Source organism: Buttiauxella sp. WJP83 (genome assembly GCF_027594725.1).
Classification (GTDB): Bacteria; Pseudomonadota; Gammaproteobacteria; order Enterobacterales; family Enterobacteriaceae; genus Buttiauxella; species Buttiauxella selenatireducens.
Genome location: NZ_CP110080.1, coordinates 688,389 through 711,392, shown reverse-complemented (window position 1 = coordinate 711,392; position 23,004 = coordinate 688,389). Strand labels below are relative to the sequence as shown.

Genomic DNA, 23,004 nt, shown 5'->3' with positions numbered 1-23,004 from the left:
GTGGAATGAAGCGTCAAGCCATCATTTGTATAGATACATAATAGTTTCTATTCACACCCTGCACGAAACTCGCTCGGACTGGCACCCGTACATTTCTTAAAAACGCGCGAAAAATAGAGCTGATCTTCAAAACCGACATTGCGCCCGACGCTGGCAATTGGCATGCGCGTGGTGCTCAACAGCAATTTGGCCTGCAGGATGCGCTGGTCTTCACGCCAGCTCAAAACACTGACACCCAGCTGCTGGCGGAACAGATGTGACAAGCGTGACGGCGACAAACAGACGTGCTGAGCGACGCTGGCAATATCAAAACGGTGGTCGGCCAGATGGTCGCTGATGAACTGACAGGCATCCCGTACACGGTTATCAAGCGGCGGATTGAGTGAGGCGCTCAGGACTTCCATGCGTCGCAACAGCAACTGCTCTAACAGATTAATTGCCAGTAATTCCGCATAGCGCCCTTCCGCCTGCCCGGCGTCAATAATCTGACCAAACAGCTGAGAAAAACTGTGCTGATGCGCGTCATCCGGGCGGAAAAAACCCGTTTGCGCAAAGATGGGATCCCAGTTTAACCACTCCTGCCAGTAAGCCCGCGGGCGGAAGTACACCCACTGGTGATACCACTCTTTGCTGGAAGGCTCCCGACCATAGTGATGCACTTCTCCAGGCGGAAACAGCAGAATGTCACCGGGTCGGCAGACGTAGTTTTTCCCCTGGTTATTGATAACACCTTCACCCCGCACCGTTAAATTCAGGATGTAGCCTTTCATTCCCAATGGCCTGTCGATGAAAAAATCCAGCGGGCCTTCAGCTTCAATCGGCGTTAATCCTGCGACTAAATGGGCGTTAAAAGAGTACCCTGGCAACAAGGGGTCATTTTGCATTTCAGGCATCATCAAGCTCGCTTTTCAAAGGGGATAACAGAAACAATTTGTCCATATCCATGCAGTTTCACACCCGCACTATGCTGCCTAAACAACAAACAGCCCGATTTATATCATAAAGCCGCAATTTAACTGGTCGCATGCTTTTCATCAGTCGATGAGAGGGTTTTTCGAAGATAACCAAAGTGTTTATAAAAGTAGCAGAAATGTCCACATCGATTATTTGCGGGGCGTCACACTTCTCAACGGCACAGCACATTTCTCCATAACTACAGCGAATACGACCTGACGGTTTTTCTGCATAAAAACTAATGTCATTTTCATAGATAACCAGGTCAGGGAGTTTAAAAATGTCGATCGCGCTGGGCCTCGATTTTGGTAGTGATTCTGTTCGTGCGCTGGCTGTAGATTGCGAAAATGGAGCAGAACTTGCGACTAGCGTGGAGTGGTATCCCCGCTGGCAGGAAAATCGCTACTGCGACGCTGCTAATAATCAATTTCGCCACCATCCCCGAGACTACATAGAGTCCATGGAACGGGCAGTGAAAACCGTTCTTGCTGAACTGACCGCTGAGCAACGTGCCCGAGTGTGTGGTATTGGCGTTGACAGCACCGGCTCCACCCCCGCGCCCATTGATGCCAAAGGCAATGTGCTGGCTCTGAATCCAGAATTTGCCGACAACCCCAACGCCATGTTTGTGCTGTGGAAAGACCACACCGCGGTTGAAGAGGCTGAAGCGATTACCCACTTATGCCACCAGCCGGGCAACAATGATTACTCCCGCTACATTGGCGGTATTTATTCCAGCGAATGGTTCTGGGCGAAAATCCTGCATGTCACCCGTGCCGACCCAAAAGTGGCGCAAGCTGCGGTGTCGTGGGTTGAGTTGTGCGACTGGGTTCCAGCGCTGCTTTCCGGCACCACTCGCCCGCAAGATATTCGCCGTGGCCGCTGTAGCGCCGGGCATAAATCACTGTGGCATGAAAGCTGGGGCGGCCTGCCTCCAGCCAGCTTCTTTGATGAGTTAGACCCCGTCATTAACCAGAATCTGGCTTACCCGATGTTCACCGAAACCTGGACTGCGGATATTCCGGTAGGAACTCTTTCTGCCGAATGGTCTGAGCGCCTGGGTCTGCCGCAAAGCGTGGTGATTTCCGGTGGGGCGTTTGATTGCCACATGGGGGCAGTTGGGGCTGGCGCACAACCCAATACGCTAGTGAAAGTCATCGGCACTTCTACCTGCGACATCTTAATCGCTGATAAACCGACCGTTGGCGAGCGTGCGGTGAAAGGGATTTGTGGGCAAGTTGACGGCAGCGTGGTGCCTGATTTCATTGGCCTTGAAGCCGGGCAATCTGCTTTTGGCGATATTTACGCCTGGTTTGGACGCGTACTGGGATGGCCGCTGGAACAACTGGCGCAGCAACATCCCGAGCTGCGTGAACAGATTAATGCCAGTAAAAAACAGCTGCTCCCGGCGCTAACAGAAGCCTGGGCGAAAAATCCCTCTCTCGAACATCTGCCCGTGGTGCTCGATTGGTTTAACGGTCGTCGCACGCCGAATGCCAATCAGCGACTGAAAGGCGTGATTACCGATTTGAATCTGGCGACCGATGCGCCAGCGCTGTTCGGTGGCCTGATTGCCGCCACCGCCTTTGGTGCCCGCGCAATTATGGAGTGCTTTACCGAACAAGGTATTCCCGTCACCAACGTCATGGCGCTGGGCGGAATTGCTCGTAAATCGCCAGTGATCATGCAGGTGTGCTGTGACGTGCTTAACCGTCCATTGCAAATCGTCGCCTCGGATCAGTGTTGCGCACTGGGTGCGGCCATTTTTGCCGCCGTAGCCGCAGGAAAACACGCTGATATTTCCCAGGCGCAGCTTGCGATGGCGAGCCAAATCGAAAACACCTTGCAACCGACTCCTCAACGCGCTGAGCGCTTTGAACAGCTTTATCAACGCTATCAGCAGTGGGCTGTCAGCGCGGAACAACACTATCTCCCTGTAGCGGCGAACAGCGCCCATTAAGGACATGACGATGAACATTTTTGAACAATATGAAGTGTGGTTTGTAATTGGTAGCCAGCATCTCTACGGTGCGGAAACGTTGCGTCAGGTTAATCAGCACGCCGAGCAGGTCGTCAATGCGCTGAACAAAGACGCCAAACTGCCGTGCAAGCTGGTGCTGAAACCGCTGGGTACAACCCCTGACGAAATCACCGCTATTTGCCGTGATGCCAGTTACAGCGATAAATGCGCCGGTTTGGTCGTGTGGCTCCATACTTTCTCGCCTGCAAAAATGTGGATCAATGGCCTGAGCATTCTCACCAAGCCACTGCTGCAATTCCACACTCAGTTCAATGCGCAAATCCCGTGGGGCAGCATTGATATGGACTTTATGAACCTGAATCAGACCGCGCACGGCGGCCGTGAGTTCGGGTTCATCGGCGCGCGTATGCGTCAACAACACACCGTGGTGACAGGCCACTGGCAAGATCCGCAGGCGCATCAACGTATTGGTTCATGGATGCGCCAGGCGGTATCAAAACAAGATACCCGCCAGCTTAAAGTGGTTCGCTTCGGCGACAACATGCGTGAAGTTGCCGTGACTGACGGCGATAAAGTCGCGGCGCAGATGAAGTTTGGTTTTGCTGTGAACACCTACGCGGTGGGCGACCTGGTTCAAGTGGTCAATGCCGTCAGTGACGGAGATGTGAACGCGCTGATCGACGAATATGAGAGCAGCTACCGCTTGACTGCCGCCGCACAGATTAACGGCGCGAAACGTCAGAATGTGATTGATGCCGCGCGCATTGAACTGGGGATGAAACAGTTCCTTGAACAAGGTGGTTTTAGCGCATTTACCACCACATTTGAGGACCTGCATGGCCTGAAACAACTTCCTGGCCTTGCCGTGCAACGCCTGATGCAACAAGGCTACGGTTTTGCGGGCGAAGGCGACTGGAAAACTGCCGCACTGCTTCGCATCATGAAAGTGATGTCAACAGGCCTTGAGGGCGGCACCTCCTTTATGGAGGACTACACCTATCACTTCGAAAACGGCAACGATATGGTGCTCGGTTCCCATATGCTGGAAGTTTGCCCGTCGATCGCAACCGCTGAAAAACCGATTCTTGATGTGCAACATTTGGGGATTGGCGGCAAAGACGATCCGGCTCGTTTGATCTTCTCCACCCAAACCGGCCCTGCTCTGAATGCCAGCCTTATCGATCTGGGTGATCGTTTCCGTCTGTTAGTGAACTGCGTTGATACCGTCGAAGCCCCACATCAGTTGCCAAAACTGCCGGTCGCCAATGCGTTGTGGAAAGCCCAACCGGATCTCCCTACCGCGTCTGAGGCGTGGATTCTGGCTGGCGGCGCACACCACACGGTGTTTAGCCAGAGCTTAACACTTGACGATATGCGCCTGTTCAGCGAACTGCACGGCGTTGAGCTGACCGTTATTGATAACGACACTCGCTTGCCTGCGTTTAAAGATTCACTGCGCTGGAACGAGGTTTATTACGGTTTTAAACGCTAGTTATATTTCCCCTCACCCCGGCCCTCTCCCAAAGGAGAGGGGGAAAGCAAAATCTCGCTCGGACAATCCCCTCTCCCTAAGGGTAAGGGGAAAACCGGTCCATCCCCTCTCCCTCAGGGAGAGGGTTAGGGTGAGGGTGGACTTACAAGTTAAGGATCAAAAATGCTAGAAGATCTGAAACGTCAGGTGCTGGAAGCGAACCTCGCGCTGCCCATACATAATCTGGTAACCCTGACCTGGGGCAACGTCAGCGCCGTTGATCGTGAACACGGCGTATTGATCATCAAACCCTCTGGGGTCGATTACAGCATTATGACTGCCGAAGATATGGTGGTTGTGAGCCTTGAAACAGGTGAAGTGGTTGAAGGGGATAAAAAACCGTCATCAGACACCCCCACTCACCGCTTGCTGTATCTTCAATTTCCGCATATTGGCGGCATTGTGCACACCCACTCACGCCATGCGACGATCTGGGCGCAGGCGGGGCAATCCATCCCGGCAACCGGAACCACTCACGCGGATTACTTCTACGGCCCCATTCCTTGCACCCGCAAAATGACCGATGAAGAGATTAATGGCGATTACGAATGGCAAACCGGTGAAGTTATCGTGAAAACGTTTGCTGAGCGTGGGATCGATGCCGCACAAATGCCTGGCGTGCTGGTGCATTCACACGGCCCATTTGCCTGGGGTAAAGATCCGGTGGATGCCGTACACAATGCCATTGTGTTGGAAGAAGTCGCTTACATGGGCATATTCTGCCGCCAACTCGCACCTGAATTACCCGATATGCAACAAACGCTGCTGGATAAACATTATTTGCGCAAGCATGGCGAAAAGGCTTATTACGGGCAGTAGTTAAAAGTGGCGCTAATAAGCGCCACTTTTAATTTTATGACCACCTGATATAAAGACCCTGCAAACATAACACAGACATATTAACTTCATTTCAAACATTCAAATTAAGCATTTGTTATTAATATTATTCTGCGTTATATAATTTCTCACAGGAGAAATTATATGGCAAATTTAATCTACATGACGCTTAATGGCGAAAAACAAGGGTTCATATCACAGAACTGTGGAACTTATAGCTCCATGGGTAACAAATACCAGGCATTACACAAAGACCAAATTTTTGTACTTGCATTAACGTGTGGCACTCACCGTGAACAGCATATCAATCATCAACCCGTCACTATTACCAAACCCATAGATAAGTCATCTCCATTATTAGGAATAGCGATATCCAACAATGAGAATCTCCAATGTCTTATCGAGGCATATCGCACGTCAGCTTCAGGTCTAAGTGAAAAATTTTACTCCATTGAATTAAAAGATGCACATCTGGCAGATATCTCTATCAATTTTCCACACGCAATTGATCACAATGATGCTCAACCTGAAGAAACACTCATTCTTAGTTTTAAAAGCATTACCTGGCAACATCATCTAGCGGGCACTTCTGGGTATAGCATTTGGGAAGAGAACGTATATTAAGGGGACTTAATGAGCAAGCGGCAAGATATAATGAGTGCTTCAGTAGCATTATCGCTCGGTCATGGATTGATCTATACCAAAATTCTTGGTTGGATTGATCTCGGCCATGCTCAAGCAAACGATGCACGTCGACTAAAATCTATACTGCTAGAGGAAAAAGGTTGCACGTTTTTTCCTGAGTTCAAGGATTGGTACTTCCCTGTTGATTACTATCAAGAAATGGGGGCAAACAAGGATGCCTTTGGGCATGTAATTGAGTTGCGAGTAGGCGTTCATAGCCCTTTAATGGTTCGCTCTTGCCTAAGTTGGAGCATGAAACAAAGAATAGCCCTGACAATCATGATGAAAACAGCAAACAGATTTGAAGCCTTTCAGCAATTTCCACCTTTTACTCTGCGTTCAGATAGTGGTTTCAGCGGTGAAGATTTAGTATCCGATTTGGTAGGTTTTTATCGTGTCTTTGGAGCAGGAATTGACCCAATCATTCTCGCTCAACCCACAAGCAAAGAATATGCTTTGTGGATTTGGGATCACTATGGACCTGTAGGTAATTTTAAAAATAAAGAATTTAGGCCATTGCTTTTTCCACAACCCTCCCCTTATACCGGAAACTCTCCACGAAAAGGTCTTATACCTTCATGGTTGAACTATATAAAACCCCTGCCGAATTTGGAAAATCCCCATACTCTGAACAGATATGGAAATACTCCTTCACAAAAATTCTTTAATGACTCAAATAGGATGAACCAAGAGCTTTATGTTTCGATGAGGGAAAAAGGATGGGATATAACAAATGGAAAAAAGAATACAAACATGCCACAAAACATTCACATTGCCGAACATATACCAATGAGCATCGATTTTTTTACTATTTTAAATGATTATTAATATTCTACACAAGGAAAATCTATGATGAGTAGATTTAACAAGTGCTTTTTAATATTTTTTGCATTTTCATTCACATTGATGTTTGCTTTATTTATTTCTTTAATTTTTGTCGTTTCCTATTCATTAGATGGCGTTGAATATTCAAAAGAGAATTTTTTCGACTATCATTTTCTTGCACCTCCGATAATAAAAAACGCACCTTACATTTCTGATAAAGCATCTTACTACTCCCAAGGTGATGATAACTATGGCTTTACCAGAGATAAAGTCACATGGGAAGAAGTTAGCAATATTACTTCTGCCAAGGTAGTGTTAGAAGATTATCTGGCAGAACAAGGGATACAAAAACATAGTGTGAATAATACTGGAGACGAATACCTTATTGTTTCTTATGATCATACATTGAGTTTAGAGATCATTATCCATTCGAGATAGCTTAATCTCCTCGGCCAAGCACTGTACATAAAATCAGTAAATCTCCGCAAAGTGGTCTATAATCAGTCCACTTTTCCTGTTATGAGAACGCAGCGTGTCGCAAGCTCGTCAGGGGTTTTTGTTAACGCGTCACTGGCGAGACACCCCGCTCGGTACTGAAGTTGAATTTTGGCTGGCAACGGACGATGGCCCGGTTAAGGTGCGTCTGCCGCGCCAAGAATCCGTAGCGTTTATTCCGCAGTCGCAACAAGCCGAAGCCACGCGTTTGTTAGCCAATGAAAGCCAGTACCGCCTCACACCGCTGCCACTCAAAGATTTTCACCGCCAGCCCGTTTGCGGGCTTTATTGCCGCCAGCATCGCCAGCTTATGCGGTTTGAAAAGCTGCTACGTGATGGAGGAGTCCAGGTTTACGAAGCGGATATTCGCCCACCTGAACGTTTTCTGATGGAGCGCTTTATCACGGCTCCCGTCTGGTTTAGCGGTGATCGGCAAAACAACCTGCTCGTTGAAACAAAGCTGAAACCCGCGCCGGATTACCGCCCACCGCTAAAATGGGTGTCGCTGGATATCGAAACTAACCGCCATGGCGAGCTCTATTGCATCGGGCTGGAAGGCTGCGGGCAGCGTATCGTTTATATGCTTGGCCCGGAAAATGGTGACGCCAGCGGGCTGGATTTTACGCTGGAATATGTCGCCAGCCGCCCACTCCTTATCGAAAAACTCAACGAGTGGTTCACTCAACACGACCCTGATGTATTAATCGGTTGGAACGTGGTGCAGTTTGACTTACGGGTGCTGCAAAAAATGGCCGATCGTTATCAAGTCCCGCTGCGTCTGGGTCGCGAGAATAATCTGCTGGAGTGGCGTGAACACGGCTTTAAACAAGGGGTGTTTTTCGCGCAGGCTGCGGGCCGCGTAATCATCGATGGCATCGAAGCTCTGCGATCTGCCTTCTGGAATTTCTCCTCATTTTCCCTGGAAACCGTTTCGCGGGAACTGCTCGGCGAAGGTAAAGCGATCGATAACCCGTGGCAACGGATGGACGAAATTGACCGGCGTTTCGCTGAAGATAAGCCCGCACTGGCGAAATACAATCTAAAAGATTGCGAGCTGGTGACGCGGATTTTTCATAAAACGGAATTGATGCCGTTTCTGCTTGAGCGGGCAACAGTCAACGGTTTACCTCTCGACCGGCACGGCGGTTCGGTCGCCTCGTTTGGTCATCTTTATATTCCTCGCATGCACCGTGCCGGTTATGTAGCCCCCAATCTCGGGGAAGTGCCACCACAGGCCAGCCCTGGCGGTTACGTGATGGATTCACGTCCCGGCCTTTATGACTCGGTATTAGTGCTGGATTATAAAAGCCTTTATCCGTCGATTATCCGCACTTTTCTTATCGACCCCGTAGGTTTGGTCGAAGGTATGGCGCACCCGGAACCTGAACATTCAGTTGACGGTTTTCTTGGTGCGCATTTTTCCAGAACCATAAATTGCCTGCCGGAAATCGTCGGGCAAATCTGGTCTGGTCGTGACGAGGCCAAACGCCACGGTAATAAGCCGTTATCTCAGGCGCTGAAAATCATCATGAACGCCTTTTATGGTGTATTAGGCACCAGCGCATGTCGCTTCTTTGATCCTCGCCTGGCCTCGTCAATAACCATGCGTGGGCATCAAATCATGTTGCAAACCAAAGCGCTAATTGAAGCTCAGGGTTATGACGTGATTTACGGTGATACCGATTCCACGTTTGTGTGGCTCAAAAAAGCGCATTCAGAAGAGGATGCCGCCCGGATTGGCAAGCAGTTAGTGAACCATGTGAATGCGTGGTGGAAAGCCCATCTGCAAGAGACTCAACAACTGGAAAGCCAGCTTGAGCTTGAGTACGAATCCCATTATTGCCGTTTTCTGATGCCGACGATCCGCGGCACCGTTGAAGGCTCGAAAAAGCGCTACGCCGGAATGATTCAGGAAAATGGATCGCAGCGCATGGTGTTTAAAGGGCTGGAAACCGTGCGCACGGACTGGACGCCGCTGGCGCAAACCTTCCAACAAACACTTTATTTACGCGTGTTCCGCAACGAGCCGTACCAGGATTATATCCGTGAAACCATCGCCAGTTTGATGGCCGGGGAACTGGATGAGCAACTGGTTTACCGTAAACGGCTGCGCCGCCCTTTAAGCGAGTATCAAAAAAACGTGCCACCACATGTCCGTGCCGCACGTCTTGCTGATGAGCATAATCAACGACTTGGCCGCGCACCACAGTATCAAAACCGCGGCACTATCAAATATGTGATAACCACCAATGGCCCTGAACCGCTGGATTACCAGGAGTCACCGCTGGACTACGATCACTATCTGACGCGTCAAATCCAGCCGGTGGCCGAAGGAATTTTACCTTTCCTTGAAGATGACTTTGCTACACTGATGACAGGGCAATTGGGGCTATTTTGACGGTGACTATATTGTTCCGTTCCAGTACCATAGCGCCCTCCTGAAGTACCCTTAAATCTACTTTTTGACAACCGCCCCCCTTTTATGTGCGGTCGTTATGCTATTGCCTGCAAATCTTAGTAACTGATAATAGAGCCGAAATCTTATGCCTTTTACACTTGGTCAACGTTGGATCAGCGATACTGAAAGCGAACTGGGACTGGGAACTGTGGTCGCTTTAGACCCACGGATGGTTACCCTGCTTTACCCTGCCACCGGTGAAAATCGCCTGTATGCCAGAAATGACTCGCCTATCACCCGTGTGATGTTCAACCCAGGCGACACCATTACCAGCCATGAAGGCTGGCAGCTGAAAGTTGATGAAGTTAAAGAAGAAAACGGCTTACTTGCCTACATTGGAACGCGTCTGGACACAGAAGAAGCGGGTACGATGCTGCGCGAAGTTTTCCTCGACAGCAAACTGGTATTCAGTAAGCCACAAGATCGTCTTTTCGCCGGGCAAATTGACAGGATGGACCGTTTCGCCCTGCGTTATCGTTCCCGCGTTTACCAAAGCGAACAGTATCGTCAGCCATGGAGCGGTCTGCGCGGCATGCGCACAAGCCTAATCCCCCACCAGTTGAACATTGCCCATGATGTGGGTCGTCGCCATGCGCCACGTGTGTTGTTGGCGGATGAAGTTGGTTTAGGTAAAACCATCGAAGCCGGGATGATCCTGCACCAGCAACTGCTGGCTGGCAGCGCTGAGCGCGTGCTGATCGTGGTGCCGGAAACCCTGCAACACCAGTGGCTGGTTGAGATGCTTCGTCGCTTTAACCTGCGTTTTGCTCTGTTTGATGACGAGCGCTACGCCGAAGCCCAGCACGACAGCGATAACCCATTCGAAACAGAACAACTGGTTATCTGTTCTCTGGATTTCGTACGTCGCAGCAAGCAACGCCTTGAGCACCTGTGCGAAGCCGAATGGGATTTAATGGTCGTCGATGAAGCTCACCATTTAGTGTGGAGCGAAAAGGCACCAAGCCGTGAATATCAGGCCATTGAACAACTTGCCGAACACATTCCTGGTATCTTGCTGTTAACCGCAACGCCAGAACAGCTGGGTATGGAAAGCCACTTTGCGCGCTTGCGTTTGCTGGATCCAAGCCGCTTCCACGATTTCGAGCAATTTGTTGAAGAACAGCAGCATTATCGCCCGGTGGCTGATGCCGTTGCGTTACTGCTTGCGGGTAATCACCTGACAAACGATCAGCTCAATATGTTAAGTGAACTGATTGGCGAGCAGGATATCGAACCGCTGCTGCAAACCGCGAACAGCAACCGTGAAGGGAGCGATGCAGCGCGTCAGGAACTGATTTCCATGCTGATGGACCGCCACGGTACCAGCCGTGTGTTGTTCCGTAATACGCGTAATGGCGTGAAAGGATTCCCGAAACGCGAGCTGCATACCATTCGTTTGCCTCTGCCGATGCAGTATCAAACCGCGATTAAAGTGTCCGGTATTATGGCGGCACGTAAATCGGTGGAAGAACGCGCACGCGACATGCTCTATCCAGAGCAAATTTACCAGGAATTTGAAGGCGATACCGGTACATGGTGGAACTTCGATCCGCGTGTGGAATGGCTGATGGGCCATCTGACCAGCCATCGTTCTCAAAAGGTACTGGTGATTTGTGCGAAAGCCGCCACCGCACTGCAGCTTGAGCAAGTGCTGCGTGAGCGCGAAGGTATTCGTGCAGCGGTGTTCCATGAAGGCATGTCCATTATTGAACGTGACCGTGCGGCAGCCTGGTTTGCCGAAGAAGACACTGGCGCTCAGGTGCTGCTGTGCTCTGAGATTGGTTCTGAAGGCCGTAACTTCCAGTTCGCCAGTAACCTGGTGATGTTCGATCTGCCGTTTAACCCGGATTTGCTGGAACAGCGTATTGGCCGTCTGGACCGTATCGGTCAGGCGCACGATATTCAGATTCATGTGCCTTTCCTTGAGAAAACCGCTCAGTCCGTGCTGGTGAAATGGTTCCACGAAGGTCTGGACGCATTCGAGCACACTTGCCCGACTGGCCGCGCGATTTACGACAACGTCTATCCACAACTGATTGAGTATCTGGCCGCCCCTGAAAATACGGATGGCTTCGATGCGCTTATCAAACAGTGCCGTGAACAGCACGATGCGCTGAAACTGCAACTGGAACAGGGTCGTGACCGCTTGTTGGAAATCCACTCCAACGGCGGTGAGAAATCGCAAGCACTGGCTCAGGCTATTTCTGAGCAGGACAACGACACCAACCTGGTCAGCTTTGCTCTGAACTTGTTCGACATCGTCGGCATAAACCAGGACGATCGCGGTGACAATATGGTTGTGCTGACGCCGGGCGACCACATGCTGGTGCCGGACTTCCCTGGCCTGCCGGAAGACGGTTGCACCATTACGTTTGAACGTGATGTGGCATTGTCCCGAGAAGACGCGCAGTTTGTGACCTGGGAACACCCGATCATCCGCAATGGTCTGGACCTGATTCTTTCAGGTGATACCGGTAGCTGTGCGTTGTCACTGTTGAAAAACAAAGCGCTGCCAGTGGGTACGTTACTGTTGGAACTGGTGTATGTCGTTGAGGCGAAAGCGCCGAAGCAACTGCAACTTAACCGCTTCCTGCCACCAACGCCGGTTCGTATGTTGGTTGACAAAAACGGCACCAACCTCGCCGCACAGGTCGAGTTTGAAAGCTTCAACCGCCAGTTAAGCACGGTGAATCGCCATACTGGCAGCAAGCTGGTAAACGCGGTGCAGCAGGATGTTCACGCAATTTTGCAGTTGGCAGAAGATAAAGTGGAAGAGGCTGCGCAAGTACTGATTAAAGCGGCTCGCGAAGAAGCTGATGAGAAATTGAGTGCAGAACTTTCCCGCCTGGAAGCCCTAAAAGCGGTCAACCCAAACATTCGTGATGATGAACTCGAAGCCATCGAGAGCAATCGTAAACAAGTGCTGGAAAGCCTCTCGCAAGCTAACTGGCGACTGGATGCGCTGCGTTTGATTGTGGTGACGCATCAGTAAAATCCATTCCGCTTTACTCAAATCATTCGAGTTGCAGCAAGGCGGCAAGAGAGAGAATCCCCAGGAGCTTACTCAAGTAAGTGACTGGGGTGAACGAAAGCAGCCAACGCCGCTGCGGCTTGAAGGATGCAGAGTAAATGATTATGGAACCCTATAACCCGCCTCTTGAACCCTGGCTGAATATTCTCTACCAGGATCAGCATATTATGGTCGTCAACAAGCCTTCGGGCTTGTTGTCGGTGCCTGGGCGTCTTGATGAGCACAAAGACAGCGTGATGACGCGCATTCAGCGTGATTTCCCGCAGGCTGAATCCGTACACCGTCTGGATATGGCGACCAGCGGCGTGATCGCTGTAGCGCTGACTAAAGCCGCAGAACGCGAGTTAAAGCGTCAATTCCGTGAACGTGAACCGAAGAAACAATATGTGGCGCGGGTTTGGGGTCATCCAAAACCGGAAACGGGTCTGGTGGATTTACCGCTGATTTGCGACTGGCCGAACAGGCCAAAGCAGATGGTTTGTCATGAAACCGGCAAAGCGGCGCAGACGGAGTATGAAGTGCTGGAGTATGCCGCGGACAATACCGCGCGTGTGCTGCTAAAACCGATTACCGGGCGTTCGCATCAACTGCGTGTGCATATGCTGGCGTTGGGTCATCCGATTCTGGGTGACCGCTTCTATGCCACGCCTGAAGCGCTGGCAATGGCTCCGCGTTTGCAGCTCCATGCGGAAATGCTGACCATCACTCATCCTGAGTATGGAACGCCGATGACGTTTCGCGCACCGGCTGACTTCTGATTTTCCCCTCACCCCGGCCCTCTCCCTGAGGGCGAGGGGGAAAACCGAGTGATTCCCTCTCTAGGGGGAGAGGGTTAGGGTGAGGGGCATTCGTTTTACTTAAATCCTTTGGCCGTCTTAATCAGATCGTACGCTTTCTGAATTTCCTGCGCCTTCTGTTTGGCCATTTCCATCATTTCTGGCGGTAAACCTTTGGCAACCAGTTTATCAGGATGGTGTTCACTCATTAATTTGCGGTATGCGCGCTTAATGGTCGTAGCATCATCGCTGCTCTTAACGCCCAGAACATTGCAGGCATCTTCAAGCGTTGGCCCACGCTGTTGCTGGAATCCACCTTGCGATTGGCTGTAACCCCCGCCGAATTGCTGGCCGCCTTCCATCATGCGTAAGAACTGATCGAACTGCATACGCGAAATGCCGAGCTCTTCAGCAATAACGTACAGGACTTCTCGTTCGTTAGGATGCAGAGAACCGTCAGCAAATGCCGCCTGAATTTGAATTTCAAGAAACATCCGAATAAGGTCAAATCGCCCAAAACATACGCTGCGTAACTGACGCATTTTCTCACGCAGCGGGTAGCCATTTTCTTTACCCACCCGGAACGCATGCTGCGCGGCACTACGTGCATCACCATGTAATTGCATGCGATCCATTAATAGTGATGCAATTTGGATATCCGCTTCTGTGACGCGCCCTTTTGACTTCGTCAGGTGACCCATCACTTCAAATGTGGTGCTAAAAAACAATGATTGACGCTGCTGTTGGTTAGAAAACCAGGACTGACGGCGGCTGCGCATCTTGTCGATGGCATGGCCAATCAGCAACCCTATCACTACACCCCAGAAGCCACCGCCCATAATAAGTGCTATTGCGACACCGAGTACTTTTCCCCAATACTGCATATACTCCCCAAATCGTCATGTCGTCGGCTAGAATTTGCTTTATCATACCCGTCATTGATAGCAGTGCCTAACGGCAGACTATTGAACGGGCAGGATTAACACTAGCGCTGTAGTGATGAGTAAGTTAGTCTCTGACCGTTTGCCGACGCTATACCCTATAGCATTCAATACGAAGCAAAGCGGCAAGTGACAAAATATCCCGTCATTTAGTTAACCCAATGACAGGAACCACAAATCTGTTCGGAACAGATTTGAACGCTGCTTAGAGCGGCCCCGAAAGGGTGAGGCTCACGATGAGTCAAATAACTCAGTGCCGCCAACGCCTCTACATCTCGAATGATGATGGGTATAAGCCATTGATGACGGAACAACGAATAACACGTATGAAAAAACGTATTCCCACCTTGCTGGCCACCTTGATTGGCGCAGCGCTGTATAGTCAACAAGGCATGGCGGCTGATCTCGCGTCGCAATGTATGCTTGGCGTTCCCAGTTACAACCGTCCGTTGGTTGAAGGGGACACCAACAACCTGCCTGTCACTATAAATGCCGATCACGCAAAAGGAAATTATCCTGACGATGCGGTGTTTAGTGGCAATGTGGATGTACAGCAAGGCAATAGCCGCCTGCAATCTGACGAAGTTCTGCTGCACCAGAAACAAGTTGAAGGTCAACCTGATCCTATTCGCACCGTCGATGCTGTGGGCAACGTACATTACGACGATAATCAGGTCATTCTTAAAGGGCCAAAAGCCTGGTCAAACCTGAACACCAAAGATACTAACGTCTGGGAAGGCGACTACCAGATGGTTGATCGTCAGGGCCGCGGTACTGCCGACCTGATGAAACAGCGTGGAAATAACCGCTATACCATTCTGGAAAATGGCACCTTTACGTCCTGCTTACCGGGTTCGAACACCTGGAGCGTAGTAGGCAGTGAAGTGATTCAGGACCGCGAAGAAGAAGTTGCGGAAATCTGGAACGCCCGCTTTAAGGTGGGTCCGGTTCCGGTGTTTTACAGCCCTTATTTACAGCTGCCGATCGGTGACAAACGCCGTTCTGGTTTCCTGATCCCAAATGCGAAATACAGTAGCAATAGCGGTCTTGAGTTCACGCTGCCGTATTATTGGAACATCGCGCCAAACTTTGATGCCACGATCACTCCGCACTACATGGAAGAACGTGGTACGCAGTGGCAAAACGAATTCCGTTATCTGACCAAAGCCGGTTCAGGCGTCATCGAATTCGATTACATGCTTTCAGATAAAGAATATAAAAACGATACGGCCAAAAACCCGGAAGGGGATGAGCGCCGCTGGTTATTCTACTGGAACCACAGTGGGGTAATGGATCAGGTGTGGCGTTTCAACATTGACTACACCAAAGTCAGCGATCCTAATTACTTTAACGACCTTAGTTCGCAATACGGCTCCAGTACCGACGGTTACGCGACGCAGAAATTTAGCGTCGGTTATGCTGACACAAACTTCGACGCCGCGCTTTCGGCCAAGCAGTTCCAGGTCTTTGATTCGCAAAGAGGTAATAATTCCTACAGCGCATTACCGCAGTTGGATATGAATTACTACCAAAATGATGTAGGACCATTTGATACGCGAATTTATGGCCAGGCCGTTCATTTTACGAACGTCAGTGACAGCCAGCCCGAAGCGACCCGTCTCCATATTGAGCCCGTCATTAGCCTGCCATTATCAAACGGCTGGGCGGGTCTGAATACTGAAGCTAAACTGATGGCGACACATTATCAGCAGAGCAATCTGGATGCATACAACAACGCGAATCCTGATAATCAGTTGGATGAAACAGTTAACCGTGTTCTACCTCAGTTCAAAATGGATGGTAAGCTGATTTTTGACCGCAATATGGACTCTGCCGCAGGTTGGATGCAAACACTGGAACCACGTGTACAATATTTGTATGTGCCGTATCGCGATCAAAGCAATATTAATAACTACGATTCCGCACTGTTGCAGTCTGACTACTATGGCTTGTTCCGTGACCGGAGCTACGGTGGCCTTGACCGTATCGCTTCAGCCAATCAAATCACAACCGGTGTAACAACCCGTATTTATGATGATGCAGCGGTTGAACGTTTTAACATTTCTGTGGGTCAAATCTACTACTTCACTCAGTCGCGTACTGGTGATGAAACAATTAGTAGTGAAAACAATAACGAAACTGGCTCGGTAGTATGGGCTGGTGATACTTATTGGCGCATGACTGACCGATGGGGTTTACGCGGTGGTATGCAGTACGATACACGACTTGATAATGTGGCAACCGGCAATGGTGCTATTGAATATCGTAAGGATATTGATCGTCTGTTGCAGTTCAACTATCGCTATGCAAGCCCTGAGTATATTAGTGCCACTATACCTGGCATCAATACCAACGCTTCACAGTATAAAGACGGTATCTCGCAAGTTGGAATGACGGCAAGTTGGCCGATCGTTGACCGCTGGTCTGTCGTCGGGGCTTATTACTACGACACTAATGCGCAACAAACCGCCGACTCTATGCTGGCGGTACAGTACAACTCTTGCTGTTATGCGATTCGTGTGGGTTACGAGCGTAAAATTAATGGCTGGGAAAACAACGAAAGCATATACGACAACGCAATTAGCTTTAACATCGAGTTACGTGGCCTGAGCTCCAACTACGGCCTGGGCACACAGCAGATGCTGCGTTCGAACATTCTGCCGTATCAAAGCTCGATGTAATTCGCTTTGACTAGAAAACGTAATCCGCTTCGCGGCTAAGTAAAAATGGAAAAAGTATGAAGAATTGGAGAACGCTGCTTCTCGGTATCGTCCTGGTGACGAATACCTCTTTCGCGGCCCCACAAGTGGTCGACAAAGTTGCAGCCGTAGTGAATAACGGTGTAGTACTGGAAAGTGACGTTGATGGCATGATGCAATCAGTGAAGACGGGTGCCCAACAAGCCGGGCAGCAACTTCCTGACGACAACACGCTGCGTCATCAAATTATTGAACGTCTAATCATGGATCAAATCATCCTGCAGATGGGTCAAAAAATGGGCGTCAAAGTGACCGATGAGCAGGTTGATAAAGCCATTGCTGATATCGCGGCACAAAACAAAATGAGCATGGACCAGATGCGCAGTCGTCTGGCGTATGATGGTGTCAATTACAACACTTACCGTGCTCAGATCCGCAAAGAGATGACGATTTCGGAAGTGCGTAATAACGAAGTACGTCGCCGCGTCACTATTTTGCCGCAAGAAGTCGATGCTCTCGCACAGCAAGTGGGTAGCCAAAACGACAGCAGCACCGAGCTCAACTTAAGCCACATCCTGATTCCATTACCGGAAAACCCAACATCTGCACAAGTAGATGATGCGGAAAAACAAGCGCGTGATATTGCTTCACAAGCACAAAGCGGCGCTGATTTCGGCAAACTGGCCATCACCTACTCTGCTGACCAACAAGCCCTGAAAGGCGGTCAAATGGGTTGGGGACGCATTCAGGAATTACCGTCCATTTTCGCTCAGGCATTAAGCACGGCGAAAAAAGGTGATGTGATCGGGCCGATTCGTTCAGGTGTGGGCTTCCACATTTTGAAAGTGAACGACCTGCGTGGTCAAAGCCAGAGCATTTCTGTGACCGAAGTTCACGCTCGCCATATTTTGCTGAAATCCTCACCAATTATGAGTGACGATCAAGCGCGTGCTAAGTTGAACGCCATTGCGGCTGATATTAAGAGCGGCAAAACAACCTTCGCTGAGGCGGCAAAATCGTTCTCTGAAGACCCAGGTTCTGCTAACCAGGGTGGCGATTTAGGTTGGGCATCTACCGACATTTATGATCCCGCTTTCCGTGATGCGCTGTCAAAAATGCAAAAAGGTCAGATTAGTGCACCTGTTCACTCTTCATTTGGTTGGCACCTGATTGAATTGATGGACACTCGCAAGGTTGATAAGACCGATGTCGCTCAGAAAGATCGTGCCTATCGCATGCTGTTCAACCGTAAGTTCTCTGAAGAAGCACAAACCTGGATGCAGGAACAGCGTGCATCTGCTTACGTGAAAATTTTAGGTAGCAATGGTTAATTTCCATCGCGTGGTCATCACTCCCGGCGAACCCGCCGGGATTGGCCCCGACCTGGTCATCGCGCTGGCAAGCCGCGAATGGCCTGTTGAACTGGTCGTCGTGGCTTCGCCAGAACTTCTTAAGGAACGTGCTGCCCTCCTCGGCCTTCCTCTCAAGCTTCGAACTTACCAGCCCGATATCCCTGCAAGCCCGCAACCTGCGGGCACACTGACGGTTGTTCCCATCGAATTACGCGCTCCAGTCGTTCCGGGGCAGTTGGATGTGAGAAACGGTGAGTATGTGGTTGAAACACTGGCTCGAGCTTGTGATGGGTGTATTAACGGTGAATTTGCCGCACTCATCACGGGGCCCGTTCACAAGGGCATAATCAACGATGCGGGTATTCCGTTTATCGGTCATACCGAGTTTTTCGAAGAACGCTCGCACAGTGAAAAAGTCGTGATGATGCTGGCAACCGAAGAGCTGCGGGTTGCACTGGCGACCACGCATTTGCCGCTAAAAGCCATTTCTGATGCGATAACGCCAGATTTATTACGCCAGATAATCACCATCCTGTATCATGACCTGCAAACCAAGTTTGGTATTGCGCAGCCGCATGTGCTGGTTTGTGGCCTCAACCCCCATGCCGGGGAAGGCGGCCACATGGGCACCGAAGAAATTGATACCATCATTCCAGTACTGAATGAAATGCGTGGTCTGGGAATGAAACTTTCTGGCCCGCTACCGGCAGATACGCTGTTTCAACCAAAGTATCTTGATAACGCCGATGCAGTACTGGCGATGTACCACGATCAAGGCTTACCGGTACTGAAATACCAGGGCTTTGGCCGGGCGGTAAATATCACGCTAGGCTTACCTTTTATCCGCACTTCAGTTGACCATGGAACCGCGCTAGAACTCGCCGGTCTGGGGAAAGCTGAGGTCGGCAGTTTTATTACGGCGCTTAATCTCGCCATCAAAATGATTACTAATACTCAATGAATACTCGTGTCCACCAGGGCCATTTAGCCCGTAAACGTTTTGGACAAAACTTCCTTAATGACCAGTTCGTTATCGACAGTATTGTCTCAGCAATTAATCCACAGAAAGGCCAGGCAATGGTTGAAATCGGCCCCGGCCTCGGCGCATTAACCGAGCCTGTGGGTGAACGCCTGGATGAGATGACCGTTATCGAGCTGGACCGCGATCTTGCAGCCCGTCTGCAAACGCATCCTTTCCTGGCACCCAAACTGACAATTTATCAGCAAGATGCCATGACCATGGATTTTGGAGAGCTGTCGCAAAAAATCGGTCAGCCGTTGCGCGTATTTGGCAATCTGCCGTATAACATCTCCACGCCATTGATGTTCCATCTCTTTAGCTATACTGATGCCATTGCTGACATGCACTTTATGCTGCAAAAAGAGGTGGTAAACCGTTTAGTTGCTGGCCCAAACAGTAAAGCGTATGGTCGTTTATCTGTCATGGCGCAGTATTATTGCAATGTCATCCCAGTGCTTGAAGTGCCACCAACGGCTTTCACACCGGCACCAAAAGTGGATTCTGCCGTAGTTCGTCTGGTTCCACATGCAACAATACCGCACCCCGTGAACGAACTGCGTGTTTTAAGCCGCATCACCACGGAAGCCTTTAATAAACGTCGCAAAACGATTCGTAATAGCCTTGGCCATCTCTTTAGCGTTGAAGTGATGACGGGGCTGGGAATCGACCCAACCCTGCGTGCTGAGAACATCTCAGTCGCACAGTATTGCCAACTGGCAAACTATTTGGCTGAGCATCCGCAGCAGCCGAAGGAGAGTTAACGATGTTAAATTCGCCCCGCGTATGTATTCAGGTACAAAGCGTCTATATCGAATCCCAGTCCTCTCCTGAGCACGAGCGTTTCGTCTTTGCTTATACCGTTACCATTCGTAACCTGGGGCGAACACCGGTGCAATTGCTTGGCCGCTATTGGCTTATCACCAATGGCAACGGCCATGAAACTGAAGTTCAGGGCGAAGGCGTGATTGGCGTCCAGCCGCATATTGAACCGGGCAACGAATACAGCTATACAAGCGGTGCTGTTCTTGAAACACCGCTTGGCACCATGCAAGGCCATTACGAAATGGTTGACTCTCAGGGCGACGCTTTCCGCGTTGCTATTCCCGTGTTCCGTCTGGCTATTCCAGCCTTCATTCACTAATACAATGTCTACATACCTGATTGGCGATGTTCACGGCTGTTACGATGAACTGGTCGCCCTACTACAACAGGTTGATTTTAAGCCTGGCGAAGATATTTTATGGCTTACGGGTGATCTCGTCGCTCGTGGGCCGGCTTCACTCGAAGTCCTGCGTTTTGTGCGCGGGCTTGGCGATAGCGTGCGCCTTGTGCTGGGCAACCACGACCTGCATCTGCTCGCGGTTTATGCAGGTATCAGCCGCAATAAACCTAAAGATCGCGTATCCCAATTACTTGAAGCGCCCGATGCCGACGAACTGCTTAACTGGTTACGCCGCCAGCCTCTGCTTCAGGTTGATGAAGATAAAAAGATTGTGATGGCTCACGCCGGGGTAACTCCGCAGTGGGATCTCACTACCGCGATGGCCTGTGCGCGTGATGTCGAAGCGGTGTTATCCAGCGACAGCTACCCGTTGTTCCTCGACGCGATGTATGGCGATATGCCGAATAACTGGTCGCCTGAGCTATCAGGGTTAGCTCGCCTGCGGTTCATTACTAATTCATTGACTCGTATGCGTTACTGCTTCCCAAACGGGCAACTGGATATGTACTGCAAAGATTCGCCAGAAAGCGCTCCTGCTCCGCTGAAACCGTGGTTTGCGATACCAGGGCCAGTAACTGATGAGTATTCAGTTATCTTCGGGCATTGGGCGTCACTGGAAGGCAAAGGTACACCTGAAGGGATTTACGGGTTAGATACTGGCTGCTGCTGGGGCGGAGACTTAACCTGTCTGCGCTGGGAAGATAAAATGGTCTTCGTTCAGCCATCGAATCGACAGCAAGATACCGGCGGCGGTGAAACGGCTATTGCTTCATAAAAAAAGCCCGGTGATATATATCACCGGGCTTTTTACTTTTACTTAACGACGTTCCAGCACTTCGAAACAGTAACTGTGTGAGTTACTTTCATCTGCGTCGTGGAATTCACTGAAAGTAGACTGCCACTCATCCGGTTCGTAATCCGGGAAGTGCGTGTCGCCTTCCACTTCTGCGTCGATGTGCGTCAGATACAGACGCTGTGCTTTTGGCAGGAACTGTTCGTAAACACGCCCGCCACCAATCACCATAATCTCTTCTGCGTCGCCACAAGCCTTAATGGCATCTTCTACAGACGATACCCACTGAACGCGGTCATCGGCGCCAGGATTGCTGCTAATGACGATATTCTTGCGTCCAGGCAGCGGTCGACCGATAGATTCCCAGGTCAAACGCCCCATAACCACAGGTTTATTCAGTGTATTACGTTTAAACCAGGCCAGATCGGCAGGCAAGTCCCAGGGCATGGCGTTTTCCATGCCAATTACACGATCTACCGCTAATGCAGCAATCAGACTGATCATTCTATTAACCCAAGGATGGTGAAAAATTTGCCGCCACTATACGGAAAGCATATTCTTTCGTCGACTGTCCGCACGCCTGTCTGTAAGAATTTTTTTGTTCTGCGACTGTAAACCCGTAACGTATTGCTTCCTGATAGAGCAGGAACAATGAGTTAGCGTAAAAGTGCCAGAAGTAACGTAAAAAATTCTTAACTACGTATCGCCACCGACTATGAGTCAATGTAATAGCTGCGGTATAGTTCACCTATATCCCTCTTTGCCGGACAATCCCATGTTGGAAACCACACTTTTTGCCGCCACCATTGCCACTCTGGGGATGCTTTCTCCTGGCCCCGATTTCTTCCTGGTCATTAAAAATGCAGCCCGTTACCCGCGTGCGGCGGCGATGATGACCTCCATTGGGGTGATTAGCGGTGTGGCGACCCATATGGCGTATTGTGTGGCAGGCCTGGCCGTACTTATCACTACGACGCCCTGGTTATTCGGTTTGCTGAAATACGCCGGTGCAGTGTATCTGATCTGGATTGGCATCCACGCTCTGCTCGCTCGCGGCAGCAGTAAAATGGATGTCAGTAATGTTGAACGCCAGCAAACCACGCTTAAAAAAGCCTTCCTGCAAGGTTATTTATGCAACCTGCTGAATCCAAAAGCGACACTGTTCTTCCTTTCGGTATTCACCCAGGTGTTAAGCATCAATTCCGGCACCATGGAAAAACTCTGGTACGCGGGGGTGATTCTGGTTCTGTCCGTTGTCTGGTGGCCACTTTTAGTGGTGCTGATTCAGAGCGAACCGGTTCGCCGGGGTCTGGCGAAAGCACAGAAGATTGTCGATAAGTTGCTGGGTGGGATGCTGATAGCGCTAGGAATTAAAGTGGCTTTGAGCTGAGTTTATGGGCGGTT

The 23,004-nt window shown here is 50.2% G+C and carries 19 protein-coding genes; 16 read left to right on the top strand and 3 right to left on the bottom strand.

What is annotated here, in order from left to right:
- Positions 1-47: 47 nt before the first annotated feature.
- On the bottom strand, positions 48-893 hold the full coding sequence (araC, locus tag OH773_RS03360) for an arabinose operon transcriptional regulator AraC (protein ID WP_183270874.1): 846 nt from the start codon (positions 891-893) through the stop codon (positions 48-50).
- Between the two features lie 341 nt (positions 894-1,234).
- On the opposite strand from araC, the gene araB reads away from it, so the two are divergent.
- The 9 genes from araB to rluA all read left to right on the top strand — a co-directional run bounded on the left by araB (position 1,235) and on the right by rluA (position 13,554).
- Positions 1,235-2,914: a ribulokinase gene (gene araB, locus OH773_RS03355; RefSeq protein ID WP_270143011.1), complete on the top strand. Its 1,680-nt coding sequence runs from the start codon at positions 1,235-1,237 to the stop codon at positions 2,912-2,914.
- A 10-nt stretch (positions 2,915-2,924) separates the two neighbouring features.
- A complete protein-coding gene (gene araA / locus OH773_RS03350) occupies positions 2,925-4,427 on the top strand; it encodes an L-arabinose isomerase (protein WP_270143009.1) in 1,503 nt (500 codons plus the stop codon).
- 162 nt (positions 4,428-4,589) lie between these two features.
- Positions 4,590-5,285, top strand: coding sequence for an L-ribulose-5-phosphate 4-epimerase (gene araD, locus OH773_RS03345; protein WP_270143007.1), 696 nt, complete (start codon positions 4,590-4,592; stop codon positions 5,283-5,285).
- Positions 5,286-5,447: 162 nt separating this feature from the next.
- On the top strand, positions 5,448-5,927 hold the full coding sequence (locus OH773_RS03340; protein ID WP_270143004.1) for an Hcp family type VI secretion system effector: 480 nt from the start codon (positions 5,448-5,450) through the stop codon (positions 5,925-5,927).
- 9 nt (positions 5,928-5,936) lie between these two features.
- Positions 5,937-6,815: a hypothetical protein gene (locus tag OH773_RS03335; protein ID WP_270143002.1), complete on the top strand. Its 879-nt coding sequence runs from the start codon at positions 5,937-5,939 to the stop codon at positions 6,813-6,815.
- Positions 6,816-6,836: 21 nt separating this feature from the next.
- Positions 6,837-7,250: a hypothetical protein gene (locus OH773_RS03330; protein WP_270143000.1), complete on the top strand. Its 414-nt coding sequence runs from the start codon at positions 6,837-6,839 to the stop codon at positions 7,248-7,250.
- 94 nt (positions 7,251-7,344) lie between these two features.
- Positions 7,345-9,705, top strand: a complete 2,361-nt coding sequence (gene polB / locus OH773_RS03325) for a DNA polymerase II (RefSeq protein ID WP_270142998.1) — start codon at positions 7,345-7,347, stop codon at positions 9,703-9,705.
- A 145-nt stretch (positions 9,706-9,850) separates the two neighbouring features.
- A complete protein-coding gene (rapA, locus tag OH773_RS03320; RefSeq protein WP_270142996.1) occupies positions 9,851-12,757 on the top strand; it encodes an RNA polymerase-associated protein RapA in 2,907 nt (968 codons plus the stop codon).
- Between the two features lie 137 nt (positions 12,758-12,894).
- Complete coding sequence (gene rluA / locus OH773_RS03315; protein ID WP_270142994.1) at positions 12,895-13,554, top strand: bifunctional tRNA pseudouridine(32) synthase/23S rRNA pseudouridine(746) synthase RluA; 660 nt, start codon at positions 12,895-12,897, stop codon at positions 13,552-13,554.
- 95 nt (positions 13,555-13,649) lie between these two features.
- Here the strand turns inward: rluA and djlA are convergent, their stop codons facing one another.
- The gene (djlA, locus tag OH773_RS03310; RefSeq protein WP_183270625.1) at positions 13,650-14,456 is read right to left on the bottom strand and encodes a co-chaperone DjlA; all 807 of its coding nucleotides are present in this window, start codon (positions 14,454-14,456) and stop codon (positions 13,650-13,652) included.
- Between the two features lie 383 nt (positions 14,457-14,839).
- Here djlA and lptD point away from each other — a divergent pair, with 383 nt between their 5' ends.
- From lptD to apaH, 6 genes are read left to right on the top strand one after another with little or no spacing between them, the layout of a single operon-like run.
- The gene (gene lptD, locus OH773_RS03305; protein ID WP_270145663.1) at positions 14,840-17,194 is read left to right on the top strand and encodes an LPS assembly protein LptD; all 2,355 of its coding nucleotides are present in this window, start codon (positions 14,840-14,842) and stop codon (positions 17,192-17,194) included.
- Positions 17,195-17,250: 56 nt separating this feature from the next.
- Complete coding sequence (surA, locus tag OH773_RS03300; RefSeq protein ID WP_270142991.1) at positions 17,251-18,543, top strand: peptidylprolyl isomerase SurA; 1,293 nt, start codon at positions 17,251-17,253, stop codon at positions 18,541-18,543.
- A complete protein-coding gene (pdxA, locus tag OH773_RS03295) occupies positions 18,536-19,525 on the top strand; it encodes a 4-hydroxythreonine-4-phosphate dehydrogenase PdxA (RefSeq protein ID WP_270142989.1) in 990 nt (329 codons plus the stop codon). Before surA ends, pdxA begins: the two co-directional genes overlap by 8 nt.
- Positions 19,522-20,346, top strand: coding sequence for a 16S rRNA (adenine(1518)-N(6)/adenine(1519)-N(6))-dimethyltransferase RsmA (gene rsmA, locus OH773_RS03290; RefSeq protein WP_270142987.1), 825 nt, complete (start codon positions 19,522-19,524; stop codon positions 20,344-20,346). The genes pdxA and rsmA overlap by 4 nt, the downstream gene beginning before the upstream one ends.
- A 2-nt stretch (positions 20,347-20,348) precedes the next feature.
- A complete protein-coding gene (gene apaG, locus OH773_RS03285; RefSeq protein WP_183270629.1) occupies positions 20,349-20,726 on the top strand; it encodes a Co2+/Mg2+ efflux protein ApaG in 378 nt (125 codons plus the stop codon).
- Between the two features lie 4 nt (positions 20,727-20,730).
- Positions 20,731-21,582, top strand: a complete 852-nt coding sequence (apaH, locus tag OH773_RS03280) for a bis(5'-nucleosyl)-tetraphosphatase (symmetrical) ApaH (RefSeq protein ID WP_270142985.1) — start codon at positions 20,731-20,733, stop codon at positions 21,580-21,582.
- A gap of 42 nt (positions 21,583-21,624) precedes the next feature.
- Here apaH and folA read toward each other — a convergent pair whose 3' ends face one another.
- On the bottom strand, positions 21,625-22,104 hold the full coding sequence (gene folA / locus OH773_RS03275; protein ID WP_183270631.1) for a type 3 dihydrofolate reductase: 480 nt from the start codon (positions 22,102-22,104) through the stop codon (positions 21,625-21,627).
- 271 nt (positions 22,105-22,375) lie between these two features.
- On the opposite strand from folA, the gene OH773_RS03270 reads away from it, so the two are divergent.
- Positions 22,376-22,990 (top strand): LysE family transporter, encoded by a 615-nt coding sequence (locus tag OH773_RS03270; protein ID WP_270142982.1) that lies wholly within the window; start codon positions 22,376-22,378, stop codon positions 22,988-22,990.
- Positions 22,991-23,004 lie beyond the last annotated feature (14 nt).